Source organism: Bordetella sp. H567, assembly GCF_001704295.1.
Taxonomy (GTDB): Bacteria; Pseudomonadota; Gammaproteobacteria; order Burkholderiales; family Burkholderiaceae_B; genus Bordetella_C.
This window is the reverse complement of sequence record NZ_CP012334.1, coordinates 757,816-776,185: the sequence shown is the minus strand read 5'-3', so window position 1 is coordinate 776,185 and position 18,370 is coordinate 757,816. Positions and strand designations below refer to the sequence as shown.

Annotated in this window: 14 protein-coding genes; 12 read left to right on the top strand and 2 right to left on the bottom strand. The window is 67.6% G+C overall.

Translation table 11 applies throughout. The features are described from left to right. Position 1: 1 nt before the first annotated feature. Complete coding sequence (locus tag AKI39_RS03475; protein ID WP_066642086.1) at positions 2–1,507, bottom strand: tripartite tricarboxylate transporter permease; 1,506 nt, start codon at positions 1,505–1,507, stop codon at positions 2–4. A 405-nt stretch (positions 1,508–1,912) separates the two neighbouring features. Between AKI39_RS03475 and AKI39_RS03470 the strand changes: the two genes are divergently transcribed. The 4 genes from AKI39_RS03470 to AKI39_RS03455 are packed head-to-tail and all read left to right on the top strand — an operon-like array spanning position 1,913 to position 8,200. Further along, positions 1,913–2,914, top strand: coding sequence for a hypothetical protein (locus AKI39_RS03470; RefSeq protein ID WP_076879658.1), 1,002 nt, complete (start codon positions 1,913–1,915; stop codon positions 2,912–2,914). Between the two features lie 20 nt (positions 2,915–2,934). Further along, a complete protein-coding gene (locus AKI39_RS03465; protein WP_158515146.1) occupies positions 2,935–5,535 on the top strand; it encodes an amino acid adenylation domain-containing protein in 2,601 nt (866 codons plus the stop codon). Then, positions 5,522–6,721, top strand: coding sequence for an MFS transporter (locus AKI39_RS03460; protein ID WP_083228599.1), 1,200 nt, complete (start codon positions 5,522–5,524; stop codon positions 6,719–6,721). Before AKI39_RS03465 ends, AKI39_RS03460 begins: the two co-directional genes overlap by 14 nt. Positions 6,722–6,733: 12 nt before the next feature. Next, positions 6,734–8,200: an amidase family protein gene (locus AKI39_RS03455; protein WP_083228598.1), complete on the top strand. Its 1,467-nt coding sequence runs from the start codon at positions 6,734–6,736 to the stop codon at positions 8,198–8,200. 82 nt (positions 8,201–8,282) lie between these two features. Here the strand turns inward: AKI39_RS03455 and AKI39_RS03450 are convergent, their stop codons facing one another. Then, positions 8,283–9,191 (bottom strand): LysR family transcriptional regulator, encoded by a 909-nt coding sequence (locus AKI39_RS03450; RefSeq protein WP_066632414.1) that lies wholly within the window; start codon positions 9,189–9,191, stop codon positions 8,283–8,285. A 72-nt stretch (positions 9,192–9,263) separates the two neighbouring features. Here AKI39_RS03450 and AKI39_RS03445 point away from each other — a divergent pair, with 72 nt between their 5' ends. The 8 genes from AKI39_RS03445 (at position 9,264) to AKI39_RS03410 (ending at position 18,272) form a co-directional block, all read left to right on the top strand. Next, positions 9,264–10,124: an amidohydrolase family protein gene (locus AKI39_RS03445; protein ID WP_158515145.1), complete on the top strand. Its 861-nt coding sequence runs from the start codon at positions 9,264–9,266 to the stop codon at positions 10,122–10,124. A 54-nt stretch (positions 10,125–10,178) separates the two neighbouring features. Further along, on the top strand, positions 10,179–11,510 hold the full coding sequence (locus tag AKI39_RS03440; RefSeq protein WP_066632413.1) for an MFS transporter: 1,332 nt from the start codon (positions 10,179–10,181) through the stop codon (positions 11,508–11,510). Between the two features lie 40 nt (positions 11,511–11,550). Further along, on the top strand, positions 11,551–12,525 hold the full coding sequence (locus tag AKI39_RS03435) for an amidohydrolase family protein (RefSeq protein WP_145925183.1): 975 nt from the start codon (positions 11,551–11,553) through the stop codon (positions 12,523–12,525). A 94-nt stretch (positions 12,526–12,619) separates the two neighbouring features. Further along, entirely contained in the window at positions 12,620–13,549 is a 930-nt protein-coding gene (locus AKI39_RS03430) for an isocitrate lyase/PEP mutase family protein (RefSeq protein WP_066642075.1), read from the top strand. A gap of 88 nt (positions 13,550–13,637) precedes the next feature. Then, positions 13,638–14,819, top strand: coding sequence for an NAD(P)/FAD-dependent oxidoreductase (locus tag AKI39_RS03425; protein WP_235610740.1), 1,182 nt, complete (start codon positions 13,638–13,640; stop codon positions 14,817–14,819). Positions 14,820–15,089: 270 nt separating this feature from the next. Beyond that, positions 15,090–15,839: an NAD-dependent epimerase/dehydratase family protein gene (locus AKI39_RS03420; protein WP_066632412.1), complete on the top strand. Its 750-nt coding sequence runs from the start codon at positions 15,090–15,092 to the stop codon at positions 15,837–15,839. A gap of 28 nt (positions 15,840–15,867) precedes the next feature. Continuing rightward, a complete protein-coding gene (locus tag AKI39_RS03415; RefSeq protein ID WP_083228594.1) occupies positions 15,868–17,574 on the top strand; it encodes an argininosuccinate lyase in 1,707 nt (568 codons plus the stop codon). Between the two features lie 254 nt (positions 17,575–17,828). Beyond that, positions 17,829–18,272 (top strand): cupin domain-containing protein, encoded by a 444-nt coding sequence (locus tag AKI39_RS03410; RefSeq protein WP_066632410.1) that lies wholly within the window; start codon positions 17,829–17,831, stop codon positions 18,270–18,272. Positions 18,273–18,370: the final 98 nt, after the last annotated feature.

Here is an 18,370-nt window from a genome sequence, read left to right as displayed (position 1 = left end):
CCTAGGTTTCCTCGACGAAGGTTTCCTCGCGCTTTTTGCGTATCGCGGGCAGCGCGACGATGACCACCAGCGCCAGCGCGGCGCCAAGCAGGCTGGCCGACAGCGGGCGCTGGACGAAGGTAAGGAAGTCGCCGCGCGACAGCAGCAGCGCGCGGCGGAAGTTTTCTTCCATCATCGGGCCCAGGACCAGGCCCAACAGCAGCGGCGCACCTTCGCACTTGAGCTTGGCCCAGAGATATCCGACGGCGCCGAATACCGCCGTGACGAAGATATCGAAGGCGTTGTAGTTCAAGGAATAGACGCCTATGGTGCAGAACACCAGAATGGCGGGAAAGAGGATCCGGTACGGCACCTTGAGCAGCTTGATCCACAGGCCCACCAGCGGCAGGTTCAATATCACCAGCATCAGGTTGCCGATCCACATCGACACGATCAGGCCCCAGAACAGGTCCGGGTGGCTGGACATGACCTGCGGCCCGGGCTGGATGTTGTGGATCGTCATGGCGCCCACCATCAGCGCCATCACCGCGTTGCCCGGAATGCCCAGCGTCAGCAGCGGAATGAACGACGTCTGCGCGCCCGCGTTGTTGGCGGATTCCGGCCCGGCCAGTCCGGCCGGATGCCCCTTGCCGAAGCGCTCCGGCTGGCGCGATACCTTCTTCTCCAGCGTGTAGGACGCGAATGCCGACAGTGTCGCCCCGCCGCCGGGCAGGATGCCCAGGCAGGACCCGAGCGCCGTGCCTCGCAGGATGGCCGGCGCCGCCTCGCGGAATTCGCGCCGGCTGGGATAGAGCGAGCCCACCTTGTCGGAGATCTCGACGCGCTTGTCCTTCAATTCGAGGTTGGTCATGATTTCGGCGAAGCCGAACACGCCCATGGCCACGATGGCGAAATCGATGCCGTCCTGCAGTTCGGGAATGCCGAAGTCGTAGCGCGCGACACCAGAATTGACGTCCGTGCCGACCATGCCCAGCAGCAGGCCCAGGATGATCATGGCGATGGCCTTGACGATGGATCCGGACGCCAGCACCACGGCACCGATCAGCCCCAACGCCATCAGCGAGAAATACTCGGCCGGGCCGAACTTGAACGCCACTTCGGCCAACGGCGGGGCAAACGCCGCGATGATGGTGGTGGCCACCGTGCCGGCGAAGAAAGAGCCGATGGCGGCCAGGGCCAGCGCGGCCCCACCGCGCCCGTTGCGGGCCATCTGGTGGCCGTCCAGCGTGGTGACCACCGCCGAGGTTTCGCCCGGGAGATTCACCAGGATGGCCGTGGTGGAGCCGCCATACTGCGTCCCGTAGTAAATCCCCGCCAGCATGATCAGGCCGGCGATGGGCGGCAGCACATAGGTGATGGGCAGCAGCATCGCGATCGTCGGCACGGGCCCCAGGCCGGGCAACACGCCCACCAGAGTGCCGAGGATGCAGCCGAGCAGCGCATAGAGAAGGTTTTCCGGCGAGACGGCCACGGAAAAGCCAAGTGCAAGATTCTGTAGAAGCTCCACGCTGCCTCCCTTGTCGTTGATTTGTTTGTCCCGGGACATTGAAGCGTCCCGGGGGAGCGGTGCACCGTGACGGCGGTCCGCCCGGAGCTGCTCTTATTGCGCCGCGGCAAAGCGCGCTGGCGCGACGGCGGGCCGCTGCCCTGGCCGCATATCTTTCAAACAACCCACAGTAAACTGACTTCTAACTGAATAAATCGTAGCTGACGGTAGCCTGACGCGAGAACTAGGGATACCTCTGATAACGGTGATGTCAGGGGACACGCGATCAGTCCGAGATCGACAGTGCCTGAAGTAATGCTGTCCGATATTCCATTCCGGGACCGACTCAGGCGCGGCGGCTCTCCTACTCTGCCGCGGCCAAACCGGATGCACCCATCCGGCCTTCCTGCCGCACGAGGTCTCCCCATGATGGAATTAACCGTGGACTTTTGTTTCACCCCTCAGGATTCCGCCCGCCTGCAGCGCGCGCTGACGGCGATCGATGTGAATCCCTATGCCCGCTATGGCCAGTTCGAAGCGCATGTCGACGCCGTGATCCGCGATGGCCACGTGCCCGACGCTTTCCTGGACTGCTGCGCTGCACGCCGCGACGCCGACAGCTATGAAGACCCCTATGTCGTCCTGCGCAACTGCCCCATCGACGAGGCACTGCCCTACCTGGATTTCGACGACCCGGTCGGCGACAAGCGCGCCCGCAAGCGCACCTACGTCGCCGAAGCCTTCCTGCTGCTGTACGCCAGGCTGATGGGCCAGGAGCCCATCGGCTACGCCAACGTGAACGACGGCGACATCTTCCAGGACATACATCCCAAGAAAAGCCTGGCGGATACCCAATCGCAGAAGGCGATGAAGCCCATCTATTTCCACAAGGACCTGGCCAATCATTTCGTGCGGCCGGACTGGGTCAACATCCTGGGCCTGCGCGCTTCGCCGCAAAACCAGGTCTATACCTCCTACGTCCGCAACAAGGAACTGCTGGCCGAACTGGGCGAGGACGTCTGCGCCGACCTGCGCCGGCAAGAGTTTCATACGCCCTATGACGACCTGACCTTGCACAACAGCAAGGTGCAGCTGGGCGAAGCCGAGGTGCACCCCGTGCTGGGCGGCGCGACGCCGACGGATATCCGCTTTTTCGAGAACCGGACGCGCGGGCTCACTCCCCGCGCCACGCGCGCGGTCGAAGCGCTGATCACCGCCTTGCACAAGCTCAAGAGACGCGTCCAGATCCTGCCCGGGGACCTGGTCGGCGCGGCCAACAACGATTGCCTGCACAACAAGGACGTGGGACAGGTGCCCGACCCGGATGCCTTGCGCAATCGCTGGTTGATGAAAACGGTCAACGTACGCTCGCTGGCTCAGCATGCGAAGCACTTCGCGGACGATCGGCCCCGCGTGGTCAACGGCTAAAGGGGGCGGTCGCCATGCGCATGTCCTTCCCTCTCGATCACTTCGATCTTGCCTCGCGCGCCTTGCCGGCCCATCCCGCCATCCGGCAAGGCCACCAGGCCTGCTCCTACGCGGAACTACGAATCGCCTCCGACCGGGTGGCGGCCCGCCTGCACGCACTGGGCGCCGGCCCGGGCACCATGGTGGGCATCGCGCTGGACCGCTCCATCGAATGGGTGGTGGCGATGCTGGGTATCCTGAAATGCGGCGCGGCGTACTTGCCGCTGGATCCTTCCTACCCGGAAGACCGGCTGGCCTTGTACATCGCGGACAGCCAAGCCCGCTACGTCATCGGCGACAGCGAGCATCGCGGCTTCGGCGCGCCGGAGACGCTGGCCATCGAGGTCCTTGCGGCGCCGTCCGCGGCCGGGGACGAACCAAGCATCCTGGCCGGCACAGCGGCCGATGGCGGGCACCCCGCCTACCTGCTCTATACGTCCGGCTCCACCGGCCGGCCCAAGGGCGTCGTGGTTTCCCGCGACGCCCTGGCCTACCACATGAACTGGTTCATCCGCGAATTCGCGTGCAGCGCCGAAGACGTGTTCCTCCACAAAACCCCCACGGCCTTCGACGCGTCGGTCTGGGAGTATTTGGCGCCGCTGATGGTCGGCGCCACCATGGTCATCGCCGACAACACGCCGCAGGCCATCGCGCATGCGGCACGCCAGCACGGCGCCACCCTGCTGCAAGCCGTGCCCGCCATGCTGCACGCGCTGGCCGAACCCGCGGCGCTGCGCGACCTGGCCAGCCTGCGCCTGCTGTTCAGCGGCGGCGAACCCTTGCCGCGGCCGCTGGTGCGCCGCATCCAGGCCCATCTGCCCATCCCGGTCGTCAATCTCTACGGGCCGACCGAAGCCACCGTGCAATGCGCCTTCCATATCTGCACGCCCGGCGACACCGATACGCGCGACCCGGTCCCGCTGGGCCGTCCGCTGCCGGGCACGACCTTTCACATCGATGCGGCCGACGGGACGGATGGTGCGGGCGAATTGATCATCGACGGGCCCGGCGTGGCCAGCGGCTACCACGGCCAGCCGGGATTGACCGCGGCGCGCTTCGGCGCATCGGATACCGGCGGCCGCACCTACCGCTCGGGCGACCGCGTCCGGCGCGACGCCCAGGGCGATTATGTCTTCCTGGGACGCACCGACAACCAGGTCAAGCTGCGCGGACTGCGGATCGAACTGGAAGAGATCGAACATGCGCTCGCGCGATCGACACCGGCGCTGCGCGGCGCCGTCGCCATCGTCAACGATGCGCAGCAGATCGAAGTGTTCCTGGATATCGATGCGGCCGACTGGGACGAGGCCGCCGCGCGGCAGGCCATGGCGTCGGCGCTGCCCGGCTTCATGCAACCGCTGGTCTATACCCGGCTGGCACGGTTTCCGGTATTGCCCAACGGCAAGCGGGACCGCGCCGCCGTACGGGCGCTCAGCACCGCGCGCGCGGTGCCCGCGGCCCCGCCGGACGCCACGCAAGCGCCTGGGGCAGCCACGGCCGATGCCGTATCCGGTACGCGAGACGCGGCCGCGCACGACGTGGCGGCGCGTGTGCGGGCCGCCTGGTCCGGATTGCTGCCGCATGGCAGCGGCGACGACAGCCATTTCTTCCGTGCCGGTGGCCACTCCCTGCTTGCCATGCAGTTGATCGCCACGGTGAACCGGGACTTCGATCTGCAGCTGTCGGCCAGCGCCTTGTTCGCACAGCCCACGCTGGGCGCCTTGATCCGGATGGTGGAAGCCGCCGTCCACGACGCCGGCACGCGCCCGCTGCCGATGGCGGCCGCCAGGCTGGGTGGACCGGCAGGCGCGCAACCGGTGTGGTTCGTGCATCCGGCCGGCGGCGGCATCTGGTGCTACCGGGACATCGCGGAATCCGCGCAGGCCATGGAATCCTACGGCATCGCGTGCGAGCCGCTGGACGACGGCGGCGCCTATGAAACCGACCTGCGGCGCATGGCGCGACGCTATGCCGAACACGTGCTGGCACGGCAGCCGGACGGCCCGCTGGTGCTGTGCGGCTACAGCTTCGGCGGCAATGTCGCCTACGAGATGGCCGTCCACCTGCAGTCGCAAGGCAAGGTGCCGGCCTTGCTGGTGCTGCTGGATACCTACATCAGCCGGCCCACCGGCGCGGATACCCTGGACTTCATCGCCAGTTATGCGCGCAAGCTGGTCAACGGCGGCGCGCAGGCGCCGACCCGCAACGCGCTGGCCGCCATGCCGGTCGGCCAGCGCAATGTGCTGCTGCGGGATATGGGCATCCGTGGCGGGCACCTGCCCGCGGACGCCACGCTGCGCGACGTCGAACAGGGCCTGGCCATGTGGATCGCCAACAACCAGGCGGCAGAAACGCACACGCCGCGCGACGCCTTCGAAGGCCAGTCGCTGTTCATACGTTGCACCGGCAACACCCGCGACAGCCTGCAAGGATGGCCGGCCCTGTTGAAGTGGCTGCACGTGCAGGACGTGCCCGCCGACCACTACACGGTATATCGGCAACCGGTTGCCGCGTCCGTCGCCGTCCTGATCGAAGCCGCGATCCAGCGTTCGACGCAGAGGACGGCCCATGCCATGGCCTAGCGGCGCATCGGCGGCCGCGCCGCGCCATCTGTCTCTGCTGGTCGCCCTGACGTCCGTGTGCGGCTTCGTCGCCACGGACATCTTCCTGCCCGCCGTGCCTGCCCTGTCGGCGGTCTACGCCCGCGGGGCCACCGACATCCAGGCCTTGTTCAGCGTGTTCCTGTATGCCATGGCCGTGGGCCAATTGATCCATGGACCGCTGTCGGACGCGATCGGGCGGCGTATTCCCCTGCTGGCGTCGCTGGCCGCGTACGCCCTTGGGTCCCTGGCCATTCCCTATACCGAGCACTACGACGCGGTGCTGTTCTGGCGCGCGCTGCAGGCCGCCGGCGCCTGCGGCGCCATCGTGGTCGGCCGCGCCATCGCGGCCGATTTCCATCAGGGCGACAGCTTGCGCAACTTCTTCCTGGGCGTATCGATCGTGGTCGGCATGTCGCCCGCGCTTGCCCCGGTGCTGGGACAGCTGCTCTACGCCGCGCTGGGCTGGCAGGCATGCTTTCTCTTCACCGCCGCGTTCGGGGCCGCGCTGGGGCTGCTGGTCTATGCGACCTTGCCCGAAAGCCTGCCCAGGCCGGCGCCCTCGCCAGCATGGGCGCGCGGCGCGCTGGCTGCCTACCGCACGGTGCTGCGGACGCCGGACTTCCGCCTCAACGCTGCCATCATCGCGGTATCGCAAGCGGCCTATTTCGCCTACCTGTCGGAATCGGCCTTTCTGTTGCTGGCGCAGGGCGTGCCGGCAAGCGGGCTGGGCTATGCCTATATCAGCCTGTCGCTCGCGTATGTGGCGGGCAATATCGTCGCCCGCGCGCTGGCGCCGCGCATCGGCAGCGCGGCGCTGTACCGCCAGGGCTGCAGCCTGTTCCTGGGCGCCGGCGTGGCCCTGGGCGCCGGCCTGGCGCTGTTGCCGGCGTCCACGCTGCTTCTGCTGGCCGGTGTATCCACGCTGACCTTCGCCAACGGTTTCCTGTTGCCGCTGGGCACCGCGGCCGCGATCGGCGCCGTGCCGGGCCACGCCGCCAGCGCGTCGGGTCTGGCCGGCTTCCTGCAGCTTTCGTGCGCGGCACTGGCCGCGCAAATGATCGGCCCGCTGACGGGGCATCGGCCAGCCGCGTTCGGCTGCGCCATGCTGGGGTTCGGCGTGGCCAACTTCGCGCTTTATCTCGCGCTTCGCAAGCGCCTTGCTTGAAGGAAAGACCCCGTGCTACTGCCGTTTCGCGCCGCGGCGCTGCCCGCGAATGTTGCCGATTTCACGCTCACCCAGGCGATCGCGGCCCTGCGCCGGCGCGCCATACAGCCGCGCGACCTGGTCGATGCGACGCAACGCCGCCATGCGCAATACCGGGACTTCGGCGCCTTCATTGCAACGGCATACGACGCCGAACTGGAACGGTCCCATGGCGCGATGCAGGGCGACGCGCTGGCGCCCGTATCCCTGCAGGGGCTGCCCATCGCAGTGAAAGATAACGTGCATGTGGCGGGCTTCGCCAATACCGCCGGGACGCCAGGATTGCAGGGGTTCCGGCCGGCGCGGGACGCCACGCTGGTCCACCGCTTGCGCGAGGCCGGCGCGCTGTTTGTCGGCAAGACCAACATGCATGAATTGTCCTTGGGCGTGACCTCGCACAACGCCTGCTTCGGCGATGTGCGCAACGCCCGCGATCCATCGCGGCTGGCCGGTGGTTCCAGCGGCGGCAGCGCGGTGGCCGTGGCGCTCGGGATGGCCTACGCCGCGATCGGCACGGATACCGCGGGATCGATCCGCATTCCTGCCGCATTGAACGGCATCGTCGGGCTGCGTCCCACCGTGGGCCGATATCCCGGCGACGGCGTGGCGCCGGTCAGTCCCACGCGGGACACACCGGGCCCCATGGCGCGCACCGTGGCGGACGTCGCCTTGCTGGACCAGGTCATTACGGGTTCGCAGCGGCCGGTGGTGGCGGCCAGGCCGGAACGCATACGGCTGGGCGTGGTGCCCGATTTCTTCCTGGAAGGACTGGACGCCCAAGTGCAGCGGCTGACGCAGGCGGCGCTGCAACGCCTGCGCGACAGCGGCGTGTGCGTGATCGACCTGCACATGCCCGGGCTGGCGGAACTCAGTGAAACCACGGGCGCGGCCATCGGCTTCGCGGAGTTCTGGCCCGCCATGGAACGCTATCTGCGCAGCCATGGAACCGGCGTGTCGATGGCGGAACTGGCGCGCGATGCCGCAAGCGGCGATGTCCGCGCACTCATCGAGAACTTCATCGCGCCACGATCGCCGCACCGCGTCTGCCCCGAACGCTACGAAACCGCGATCCGCGTACACCGCCCGGCACTGCGGCGCATGTTCCTGGAGCAGTTCTGCCGGCACAAGCTGGACGGCATCGTCCTGCCGACCACCATCACCGTCGCGGGGCCGCTCGCGGCCACCCATGGCATTGTCGCGCTGAACGACCAGCCCGTCTCGGCCAACTATGCCTACTTGCGCAATACGCTGCCCGCCAGCAATGCCGGGCTGCCCGGCCTGGCCATGCCGGCGGGATATACCGCGCAGGGCCATGCCGTGGGCATCGAAATCGACGGCCCGCCGCATGGCGACCGCCAGCTGCTGGCCGTGGGGCTGACCGTGGAGGCCATCCTCTCCGTTCCCGCGCGGGGCATGTCCCGCGAATGCGACCGCTCCTGAACGGCCGCCCACATCATCCTCCAGCAGGCGCCGTGGGGCAGCCGGATGGCGAACGCCGGCCCCGCGGACAGACTGCGCGCCCTCACACGGGATCGAACAGGCCCGTGTGGGTAAACGCCGCGCGCGCGATGCCCAGCACCGCATCCATGCCCGAACCGCGCGACGTCATGGGATAGGCCGCGCACATGACCCGCGGCGCCAAGGGCGGATCCTGCCGGTAGCGCCTCAGCTGCCCCGAGTCCAGTTCGCGCTGCACCACGCACACGGGCAGCACGCTGGCAGCCACGCCCGCCACCACCAGCCTGGCAATGACCGCGATGTTGTTGCAGGTGCTGAAGGAAGGTGGCGGCGAACCATCCGACGTACACCAATCGATAAGCAGATCGTTCAGCGGCGAGGGCGGCGTCACGCTCAGGATGGGAACGCCAAGCACGTCGCGCGGCCGCAGCACGTCCGGACCGATGGGTTTACTGGCGCTGGACACCCACGCCACGTCGGTGCTGCCCAGCGGCTCGACCACGATGCTGCGATGCTGGCGCGGCTCGGTCAGGAAAGCCAGGTCCAGCTTCTTGCGCATCAACAGGTCCGACAGCACGGTGCTGTTGGTCACCGTCAGCTCGATACGTAGGCGGGGATATCCGGTTTCCAGCGTGCCGACCAGCTCAGGCAGGCAGGTCATCGCGAAGGTATCCGAGACGCCCAGGCGCAGCGAGCCCTGCAGCACGTCGCCGGTGCGCAGGCGGTCCTCCATTTCGTCGAACAGGTCCAGCCCGCGCTCCGCGTAGCGCAGCAGGATGGTGCCTTCGGCCGACAGGCGCATGCCATTGCCGCGCCGCTCGAACAGCCGCGCGCCCAGCGCCGATTCCAGTTCGCGTATCCGCAGCGACACCGTCGGCTGCGTCAAATTCAGCCTTTCCGCCGCCGCGTGGAAGGTGCCCAGCCGGCAGATCCAGAGGAAGGCCTCCAACTGCGCGAGCGAAAACTTCCTCATTGGAATTCCTTATCAAAGAAGGGCCAGATATCCAATTGGATGAATCGGAAACCCTATCACATAATCCAAAACATGGAAGCGACAGCAGACGTGATGGCGGTGACCGGCGTCGATGCCCACGCACATGTGATGCGGCAGGCGGCGCGGCTGGTTCCGGAGCGCCACTCGGCGCCGCATCGCGATGTCGACGTCGACGAATTCATCGGTCTGCTGAACGCGCACGGCTTGTCGCACGGCGTCCTGACGGCTCCCAGCTTCCTGGGCACCGACAACACCTTGCTGCTGGATGCGCTGAGCCGCTATCCGGGACGGCTTGCCGGCACGGCCATCGTCGATCCGGCCATCGACGTCGAAACGCTGGCCGGCATGCGCGACATGGGCGTGGCCGGGATCCGGCTGAATTGGGTGCGCCGCGCTACCCTGCCCGACATCGATACGCCGGCCTATGCCGGGCTGCTGCGCCACGTCCGCGCGCTGGGACTGCATGTGGAGTTGTTCCTGGAGGACGCGCCCACCGCCCGCGTGCTGCCGCGCCTGGTCGACCATGGGGTGGACGTGGTGCTGGATCATTTCGGCTGCCCGGATCCCGAACAGGGCGTATCCGGGCCGGGATTCGTGCAGGTGCTCAAGGCCGTGCGGGCCGGCCAGGCGTGGGTGAAGCTCTCGGCGCCCTATCGCCTGGGGGGCGCGGAGCCGCGCCGCTACGTCGACGCGCTGCTGGACGCGGGCGGGCCGCAGCGGCTGATGTGGGGCAGCGATTTTCCGTGGGTCGGCCATGAAGCGCATGGCGGCGGCATACGCTACGCCGACTGCCTGGACTGGCTGTCCGCATGGCTACCGCAACGCCGCTTGCGCGACGTGGTGCTGCGCGATACACCGGCCCGCGTATTCGGCTTCGCGCGGGCTCGCCGGCCCCTTGCCGCCCACCCATGACAACGGACGGCGCAGCAAAGCGCCGCCATCGCCGCAAGGCAGCGGAGGAGACCCATGCAAGCCTCGTTATCCACCCCCACCCCCGAACAAGGCGCGATCGATAAAATCACACGGCGCTTCGTTCCGCTACTGATCGTCTGCTACTTCGTGTCCTACCTGGACAAGGTCAACGTGGGCTTCGCCGCGCTGTCGATGAACAGCGCCCTGGGCATCACGCCGGCGCAGTTCGGCTTCGGCGCCGGCATTTTCTTCGCCACCTACTGCATTTTCGAAGTCCCCTCGAACCTGGCGCTCTCGCGCTTCGGCGCGCGGCGCTGGCTGGCGCGCATCATGATTACCTGGGGCATCGTGTCGGCGGGCACGGCCTTCATCACGGGTGCCACCGGCTTCTACGTCATGCGCAGCATCCTGGGCGCCGCGGAAGCCGGCTTCTTCCCCGGCATCATCTATTTCCTGACGCTCTGGTTTCCACCGCAATACCGCGCCCGCATGATCGGCTACTTCATGGTGGCGATCCCGCTGTCCAGCCTGATCGGCGCCCCCTTGTCCGGGCTGCTGCTGCGGCTGGATGCGCTGGGGCTGCAAGGCTGGCAGTGGCTATTCATCCTGGAAGCCTTGCCCGCCGTGGTGCTGGGCATCGTCCTGCTGGTGTGGCTCACCGACCGTCCCGATGAGGCCCGCTGGCTGACGGACGCGGAACGCGCCTGGATCGCCAGCCAGATGCGCGAGGAGGCGCTACGCCGCGACCAGGCCGGCGTGGCGCCGCGCGGCAATATGCTGCGCGCCTTCATCGACCCGCGGGTGCTGGCGCTGGTGGTCATCTACTTCGGAACCACGGCCTTGCACCAGACGATGTCGTTCTGGCTGCCGCAGATCGTCAAGGGTTTCGGCCTGTCCAACACGCAGACCGGCTTCGTCACCGCCATTCCCTACCTGACGGGCGCCATCGGCATGGTGCTGTTCGGCCGGCATTCCGACCGCCATGCCGAGCGCAAGTGGCACGCCGCCGCCGCGCTGCTGCTGGCCACCGCGGGCTTCGTGGCGTCGGCCGTCTTCGATGAGCCTGTCGCCCGGCTTGCCTCCTTCGCCGTCGCGTCGCTGGGCGTGTTCGGTGCCTTGCCGGTGTTCTGGTCGCTGCCCAGCGCCTTCCTGGATGCGCGCACCGCCGCCGGCGGCATCGCCTACATCAACTGCCTGGGCGCGCTGTCGGGGCTGTTCGCGCCCTGGCTGATCGGCGCGATCCGCCAGGAAACCGGCAGCTTCCAGGGCGGCCTGCTGTCCGTGGCCGCCATGTCGCTGATCTCACTGCTGGTCCTGCTGGCGTTGCCGCTGGCCCATGCCACGCCGCGCAGGACGATGCAGACCGCCACCCTGCAAGGAAAATGAATCGCCATCGTGGATCCGCTTCCCGCTCCCGAGCCCGCCCATGTCCGCTGAATCCGCAAGCGCCGACGCCCACGCGGCCCCCGCCCATGCCGACGGCGGCCCACCGCCCTGCCCGGCGCCCCTGCCGGCCGGCCAGCAGCCCGGCTTTGCCGTGCCGGCCGGGGCCTGCGACTGCCACGCCCATGTCTTCGGCGGCCCACCGGCCTATCCTTATCGGGAACCGCGCCGCTATACCCCGGCCGCCGGCACCGGCGTGCAGGCCTACATCCGCATGCTGGGGAGCCTGGGACTGACGCGCGCCGTGCTGGTCCAGCCCACGCTGTACCACGACAACCGCTTGACGCTGGACGGCATGCGGGCCCTGGAGCAGGCCGGCATCCAGGCGCGCGGCGTGGCGCTGGCGGACGCGGGCATCTCCGACGCGACGCTGGCGCTGCTGCACGATGCGGGCGTCCGCGGCGTCCGCGCCCATCTGCGCGGCACGCCTGAAGGCCGCCCTGGCGACGCGCTGCCCCTGGCGGACCGCCTGCGCGCGCTGGATCGGCTGGCCGGCCGCATCGCGCCTTTGGGCTGGCACCTGCAATTGCACGTGGCGGGCGCGGAACTCCTGCGGCTGGCCGAATGGATCCGCGCGCTGCCCGTACCGGTGGTGCTGGACCATTTCGCGCGCGTGCGGCTGTCGGCGGGCGCCGCCGACGCCGGCGGGCGTACCCTATTGGCGCTATTGCGGGGCGGCGCCTGCTGGCTCAAGCTGTCCGCACCGAACCGCTTTGACGACCCCGCCGCGCCGTATCCCAGCCTGGCGCCCTTCGCCCGCGAACTGGTCGATGCCGCCCCGCACCGCATGCTGTGGGGAAGCGACTGGCCACATTCCTCCTTCCACGGGGTCATGCCCAGCGATGCCGCGCTGCTGGACGCCCTGGCGCTGTGGGCGCCCGATGCGCAGGCGCGGCACCGCATTCTGGTCGACAATCCGGCGCGACTTTACGGGTTTTCCCCCGGTCTACTTGATTAAAAAGAGAAACACCATGAGCAACGACACCCCGAATACCCCAGGTTTTCCCAACAACATCGCCCATCCGGTCAGCCAGGCCGACAAGATCCAGCGCATGCGCGACATGCTGAAGTCCGGCAAGATCATCGTCGCGCCGGGCATCTATGACGGCTACAGCGCGCGCATGGCGGAACGCAAAGGCTTCCAGGCAGCGGCCATCAGCGGATCGGCCACGTCCAATTCCCGCTTCTCCCAGCCGGACATCGGCATCATGTCGCTGCTGGAAAACGCCAACGCCTGTCAGCACATCGCGCGTTCGGTCTCCATCCCGGTGATGGCGGACGCGGATACGGGCTACGGCAACGCGGTGACGGTCTATCACACCGTCCAGTACTTCGAGGAAGCGGGACTGGTCGGGATCAATATCGAAGACCAGGTAAACCCCAAGCGCTGCGGTCATATGCGCGGCAAGGAGGTCCTGGACGCGCGCGAAGCCGCCCAGAAAATCGAGGCCGCCGCGCGGGCAAAGCGCAACGCCGGCTTCATCATCAACGCCCGTACCGACGCCATCGCGGTGGAAGGCCTGGACAAGGCGATCGAACGCGCCAGGATGTACCTGGCCGCGGGGGCCGACATGGTGTATCCCGACGCCATCGCCTCGGCCGACGATATCAAGCGCTTCGTGGACGCGGTGAAGGCGCCCGTCAGCATCAATATGGGCTTCGGCGTGCGTTCGCGTCCCACCACGCCGCTGCTCACGCCCGTGGAACTGCAGGCCATGGGCGTGGCGCGCGTCAGCTATGCCCGGATGCTGCCCGCGGCCGCGCTGATGGCGATGGGCAAGGCGCTGGACCTGTTGATGGACAGCGCGGTATCCGGCACCCGGCATGACCGTCCGGATCTGCTGGTGGGGATCGAGGACATTACCTCGCTGATGGGGTATGCCTTTATCGACGAACTGGAAGCCAGCCTGCTGACGGAGGCGGAACTGGAACGCAAGTATCACGGCGCCAAGGAGTCGTTCGTGATCAAGGAAAAGCACTAGGGCCTGTTAACGCTGGAAGCAGCCTCGCGCTGGCCGGGGCCGCGCAAGAATGGCATCATGGAGCGCTTCCCCGCCCGAGGATGCCAGCATGATGCCCGCCGAACACTCCCGCTACGATGTCGCCATCATCGGCGGCGGCATCGTAGGCTCCAGCACCGCCTATTTCCTGAAGCGCGCCGCGCCCGGCATGTCCGTGTGCGTCATCGAACCGGATCCCACCTACGAGTTCGCCTCCGCGCTCAGGGCCTCCGGCGGCTGCCGCGTGCAGTTCACCTGCCCCGAAAACATCGCCATGTCGCTGTTCAGCATCGACTTCATCAAGTCTTTCGCGCAGACCATGGCGACCGCCACGCATCCGGCCAACGTCGATTGGGTACAAGGCGGCTATCTGTTCATCGTCCCGCCCGAATACGCCGCCAACCTGGAGCGCAACGTCCGCCGCCAGCAGGCGCATGGCTGCACGGTGGAGCTGTTGACGCCGGCCGAACTGAAGCAGCGCTTTCCCTCCATGAACGTCGACGACCTGGGGGTAGGCGCGCTGACACCGCTGGACGGCTGGTGCGATCCCTACGGCCTGCTGTGGGGTTTCCGGCGCAAGGCGGTGGCGCTGGGCGTCGAATACGTCCAGGATCGCGTCATCGGTGCGGAAGCGGACGCCGCCAAGGCCAAAGCCGTGCGGCTGGAAAGCGGCGCGGTGCTGCGCGCCGATGCCTTCGTCAATGCCGCTGGCGCCTGGAGCGGCGAGGTCGCGCGCTTCTTCGGCATGGAACTGCCCATTTCGCCGTTGCGGCGCTTCGAGCATTACTTCACCGCCGGCAGCCCCGTCGAACCGCTACCCTACGTGAAGGACGTCGCGCGGCTGGCGTTCCGGTCCGAAGGCAAGGGCTTTTCCGGCGGACTCGTCGCCGGCGACGCGGCGCGCGGCTACAACTTCGACGTGGATCACCATTACTTCGAAGAAGTCGTCTGGCCCGCGGTCGCCCACCGCTTCCCGCCCTTCGAGGCAGCCAGATGCCATCGCACGTGGTCGGGTCTTTACGAGCAGAGCGAACTGGACGGCAACCCCGTCATCGGGCGCTGGAACAGCCGGCTGCCCAATCTGCTTACCGTCGCCGGCTTCTCCGGGCACGGCATGATGCACGCGCCCGCCGCCGGCCGCGGCATCGCCGAACTGATCGTCCACGGGCGCTTCGAGACCATCGACCTGTCGCGGCTGGGATACGAGCGCGTCGAAGCGAACCGGCCGTATGCCGAGGAAGGGATCCTGTAGGGCGCGAGCGAGCCGCCGGCCAAGGACGGCGGGCCGATGGCGAAGTGTCGAAACCGGGCCGGCGACACCGCCAGCGAAATGCGCCGGCCCCCCGATGTCGCGCAGGCCCTGCCGGGGCCACGATGCGCGGCGGCATGTCCTGGTCGTGTTGACGAAATATGGCCCTGGGCAGCAGGACACGGGGTGCTTAAGCTGTGGCCTTGCGCGGCGGCGCTTCCCGATCGCCGCGGCCACCCGCCGCCCGCATACGGCGAGGAAAGGATAGCGACCATGACCAAGACCCTCTTCGTCGCCGGCGCCACCGGCGCCATCGGCAGCCGCCTGCTTCCGCTGCTCGTCGCCCGCGGATACAAGGTATATGGCCTGACCCGGCGGGAATCGCGCATCGATGCCTTGCGTGGCCTGGGCGCCATTCCCGTCGTCGGCGACGTGTTCGATGCGCCCCGGCTATCCGACGCCCTGCTGGCCGCGCGCCCCGACATCGTCATCCATCAGCTGACCGACCTGCCGCCCGGACTGGATCCTGCCCTGATGGAGGCGGCAGCGGGCCGCAATGCGCGCATCCGGGCGGAAGGAACGGCAAACCTGATGAGGGCCGCGGTCGATAGCGGCGCCGGCCTGATGGTGGCGCAAAGCATCGCCTGGGCCTATGCCGATGGGCCCTTGCCCCACGCGGAAAGCGCGCCGCTGGACATCCACGCCGAAGGCAGGCGGGGCGTCACCGTCCGCGGCGTCCGGGCATTGGAAGACACCGTCCTCCATACCCCCGGCATCACAGGGATCGTGCTGCGCTTCGGACAACTGTACGGGCCGGGCACCGGCAGCGACACCGCCCAGGGCCTGAGCATGCCCCTGCACGTCGACGGCGCCGCGCGGGCCACGCTGCTGGCCATGGAGGACGGGCGCGCGGGCGTCTACAACATCGCGGAAGCCAACGGCCAGGTGTCCACCGATAAGGCGCGGCGCGAGCTGCGATGGATCGATGCGCCGCGGCGGTCGCGAGACGCTCCGATAGAATGAAGCCCCCATACGAAAGAGGAGGCCTCCAATGAGACAACACTTCGCGCCCACCTGCCTCGCCATCGCGCTTTCCTGTTACGCCGCGATCGCCGCGGCACAGCCCGCGCCAGCCCCCGTGACCGGGCAAAGCGGCGCCGCCGCGCCGGCACAAGGCGACGGCCTCTCCTCCACCCCGGCCGGCGCTGGCGGCGCGGCCCAGGGCGGCGCTTCCGGTGCTGCCCCAGCCGGCGCCGCGAGCGCCGCCCAGGCCGGCACCGCGGCACCCCCTGCGGCCGGCGCCAAGCCGGCCAACGCGCCCGGCCACGACGAATTTTTCTGGCTGGGCGAGATCAACAAAGCGACCGCCGTCATCAACACCGACGAAGGACTGCTGGACAAGTCCATGGCGCCGCGCCTGGCCGCGGCGGTGGCGAAGGTCATCCAGGACGGCAACCAGCCCGGCGGCAAGCGTCCGTCCACCGTCATCACCTTCGAACCGCTGCTGATCAAGGCCGGCGGCCTGGACGTCACGCTGCTGCATGCCGGACGTTCCAGCCAGGACATGCACGCCACCTATCGCGCCGCCATCCTGCGCGACAAGCTGCTGGAACTCGCCGACCAGCTGAACGCCACGTCCACCACGCTGGTGAACCTGGCGGCCAAGCACGTCGACACCATCGTTCCCAACTACACCAACGGCGTGGCCGCCCAGCCCAACAGCTACGGCCACTATCTGCTTGGCCATGCGGCGGCGCTGGATCGCGACGCGCAGCGCATCCGCGAAACCTACGCGCGCGTGGACCGCTCTCCCATGGGCACCACCGTGCTGAACGGCACCAGCTGGCCGCTGGACCGCAAGCGCATGGCCGACTACCTGGGGTTCGGCAAGCTGGTCGACAACGCCTATGACGCTTCGCAGATATCCTCCATGGACGAGCCGGTGGAAGTGGCGTCCATCGTGACCAGCGTCGCGCTGCACACCGGCAGCTTCATCGAGGACATCATGACGCAGTACGCGGAATCGCGTCCATGGATCCTGCTGCAGGAAGGCGGCGGCAACACCTATGTATCCAGCGCCATGCCGCAGAAACGCAATCCCGGCCTGCTGAATTCGACGCGCAGCGACGCCTCGACCGCCATCACCCTGGCCATGGGCCCCATCATCCAGACGCACAACATCACGCCCGGCATGCCGGATCCGAAGGACGTGGAACAGAACTCGGCCATGGTCGACAGCGCCATCAAGGCCCTGAAGAAATGGGACCGCGTGATGAAGGCGCTGGTCATCAGCCCGGACCGCGCGCTGGAAGAACTGAACAGCGACTGGACCGCATCCCAGGAACTCGCGGACCTGCTGATGCGCAAGTACAAGCTACCCTTCCGCGAAGGCCACCACTTCGCATCAGAGGTGGTGGAGTACGCCCGGCAGAACAATATCAAGCCGCTGGATTTCAAATACGCGGACGCCAGGCGCATCTATGCCGAGGTGGTCAAGGACAGCAAGTATCCGCAGGAACTGCCCATGAGCGAAGCGGAATTCCGCGCATCGCTGGACCCGGTCGCCATCGTAAAAAGCCGGGCGACCTCCGGCGGCCCGCAGCCGGCCGAAATGCAGCGCATGCTCAAGGAAGCGCGCGAAAGGCTGTCCGCGCAGGCTGCGTGGGTCAAGGAACGGCGGGCGTATATCGATGACGCGCTGGGCCGCCTGGACAAGGACTTCAACCGCCTGGTGGCCAGCGCGGCGCCCGCGAAATAAGCGGCCGCAACACCGGGACGCATCGGACCAGGACGCCGCCGGCGTCCACCGACGCAATGATCGCCACGCGGGAACGCGTGGCGATTTTTTTCATGAACCGTTGAATCGCGGCGTCGCCGGCTCACCAGAAATTACGGTCCGACGCCTTGTGGCGCGGAACACCGGCACGCAGACTCTGTCTTTACATAGCAATGCGCCGGTCAGCGGCGCATCCATGTGATGAAGGACATTCTGCGATGGATGATGAAATTGTTATGCCCAGGCTCGTCATCACGGGCGTCGGCCAGGATAAACGCTCGGCCGTCGTGTTGGACGGCCCTATCTCCGCCTATAAGGACTACCCGGAATACCAGGGAATACGAATCAGCGACCTCTGGAAGTCGGGCAGCCTGCCGACCCCGCTGGAGATCCCGCATGCGGCGAACACGCATACCGTAGGCCCGAACGTGGATGCCGGTTCGGCCGGTTTCAATGTCCGCCATATCGTCTTCCCGCCCCGCGGCGACTACGCGCTCCACACCACGCCCACCATCGATTTCGCGGTCGTCCTGTCCGGCGAAATCGTCGCGGTACTGGAAAATGGCGAAACGGCCTTGCACGCGGGCGATATCTTCATCCAACGCGCCACCCAACATGGCTGGAGAAACCCCACCGAGCGGCCGTGTTCCATGCTGCTGTTCATCGCCAGCGCCAAATAGCCCCGTTGCCGCCGGCGTCGAACCGCGCGGAACCATCCTCTCGCTGCTCGTACACATCCCGCTCAATGCGTCGCACCGTATGCCTCTCGGTAGGCGAT

What these genes read in the sequence shown, in the direction of transcription:
- AKI39_RS03415 (WP_083228594.1), top strand. Translation starts at nt 15,868, where the DNA reads ATGAGACAACACTTCGCGCCCACCTGCCTCGCCATCGCGCTTTCCTGT.
- AKI39_RS03445 (WP_158515145.1), top strand. Translation starts at nt 9,264, where the DNA reads ATGGAAGCGACAGCAGACGTGATGGCGGTGACCGGCGTCGATGCCCAC.
- AKI39_RS03420 (WP_066632412.1), top strand. Translation starts at nt 15,090, where the DNA reads ATGACCAAGACCCTCTTCGTCGCCGGCGCCACCGGCGCCATCGGCAGC.
- AKI39_RS03435 (WP_145925183.1), top strand. Translation starts at nt 11,551, where the DNA reads ATGTCCGCTGAATCCGCAAGCGCCGACGCCCACGCGGCCCCCGCCCAT.
- AKI39_RS03440 (WP_066632413.1), top strand. Translation starts at nt 10,179, where the DNA reads ATGCAAGCCTCGTTATCCACCCCCACCCCCGAACAAGGCGCGATCGAT.
- AKI39_RS03450 (WP_066632414.1), bottom strand. Translation starts at nt 9,191, where the DNA reads ATGAGGAAGTTTTCGCTCGCGCAGTTGGAGGCCTTCCTCTGGATCTGC.
- AKI39_RS03460 (WP_083228599.1), top strand. Translation starts at nt 5,522, where the DNA reads ATGCCATGGCCTAGCGGCGCATCGGCGGCCGCGCCGCGCCATCTGTCT.
- AKI39_RS03425 (WP_235610740.1), top strand. Translation starts at nt 13,638, where the DNA reads ATGATGCCCGCCGAACACTCCCGCTACGATGTCGCCATCATCGGCGGC.
- AKI39_RS03470 (WP_076879658.1), top strand. Translation starts at nt 1,913, where the DNA reads ATGATGGAATTAACCGTGGACTTTTGTTTCACCCCTCAGGATTCCGCC.
- AKI39_RS03430 (WP_066642075.1), top strand. Translation starts at nt 12,620, where the DNA reads ATGCGCGACATGCTGAAGTCCGGCAAGATCATCGTCGCGCCGGGCATC.
- AKI39_RS03410 (WP_066632410.1), top strand. Translation starts at nt 17,829, where the DNA reads ATGCCCAGGCTCGTCATCACGGGCGTCGGCCAGGATAAACGCTCGGCC.
- AKI39_RS03465 (WP_158515146.1), top strand. Translation starts at nt 2,935, where the DNA reads ATGTCCTTCCCTCTCGATCACTTCGATCTTGCCTCGCGCGCCTTGCCG.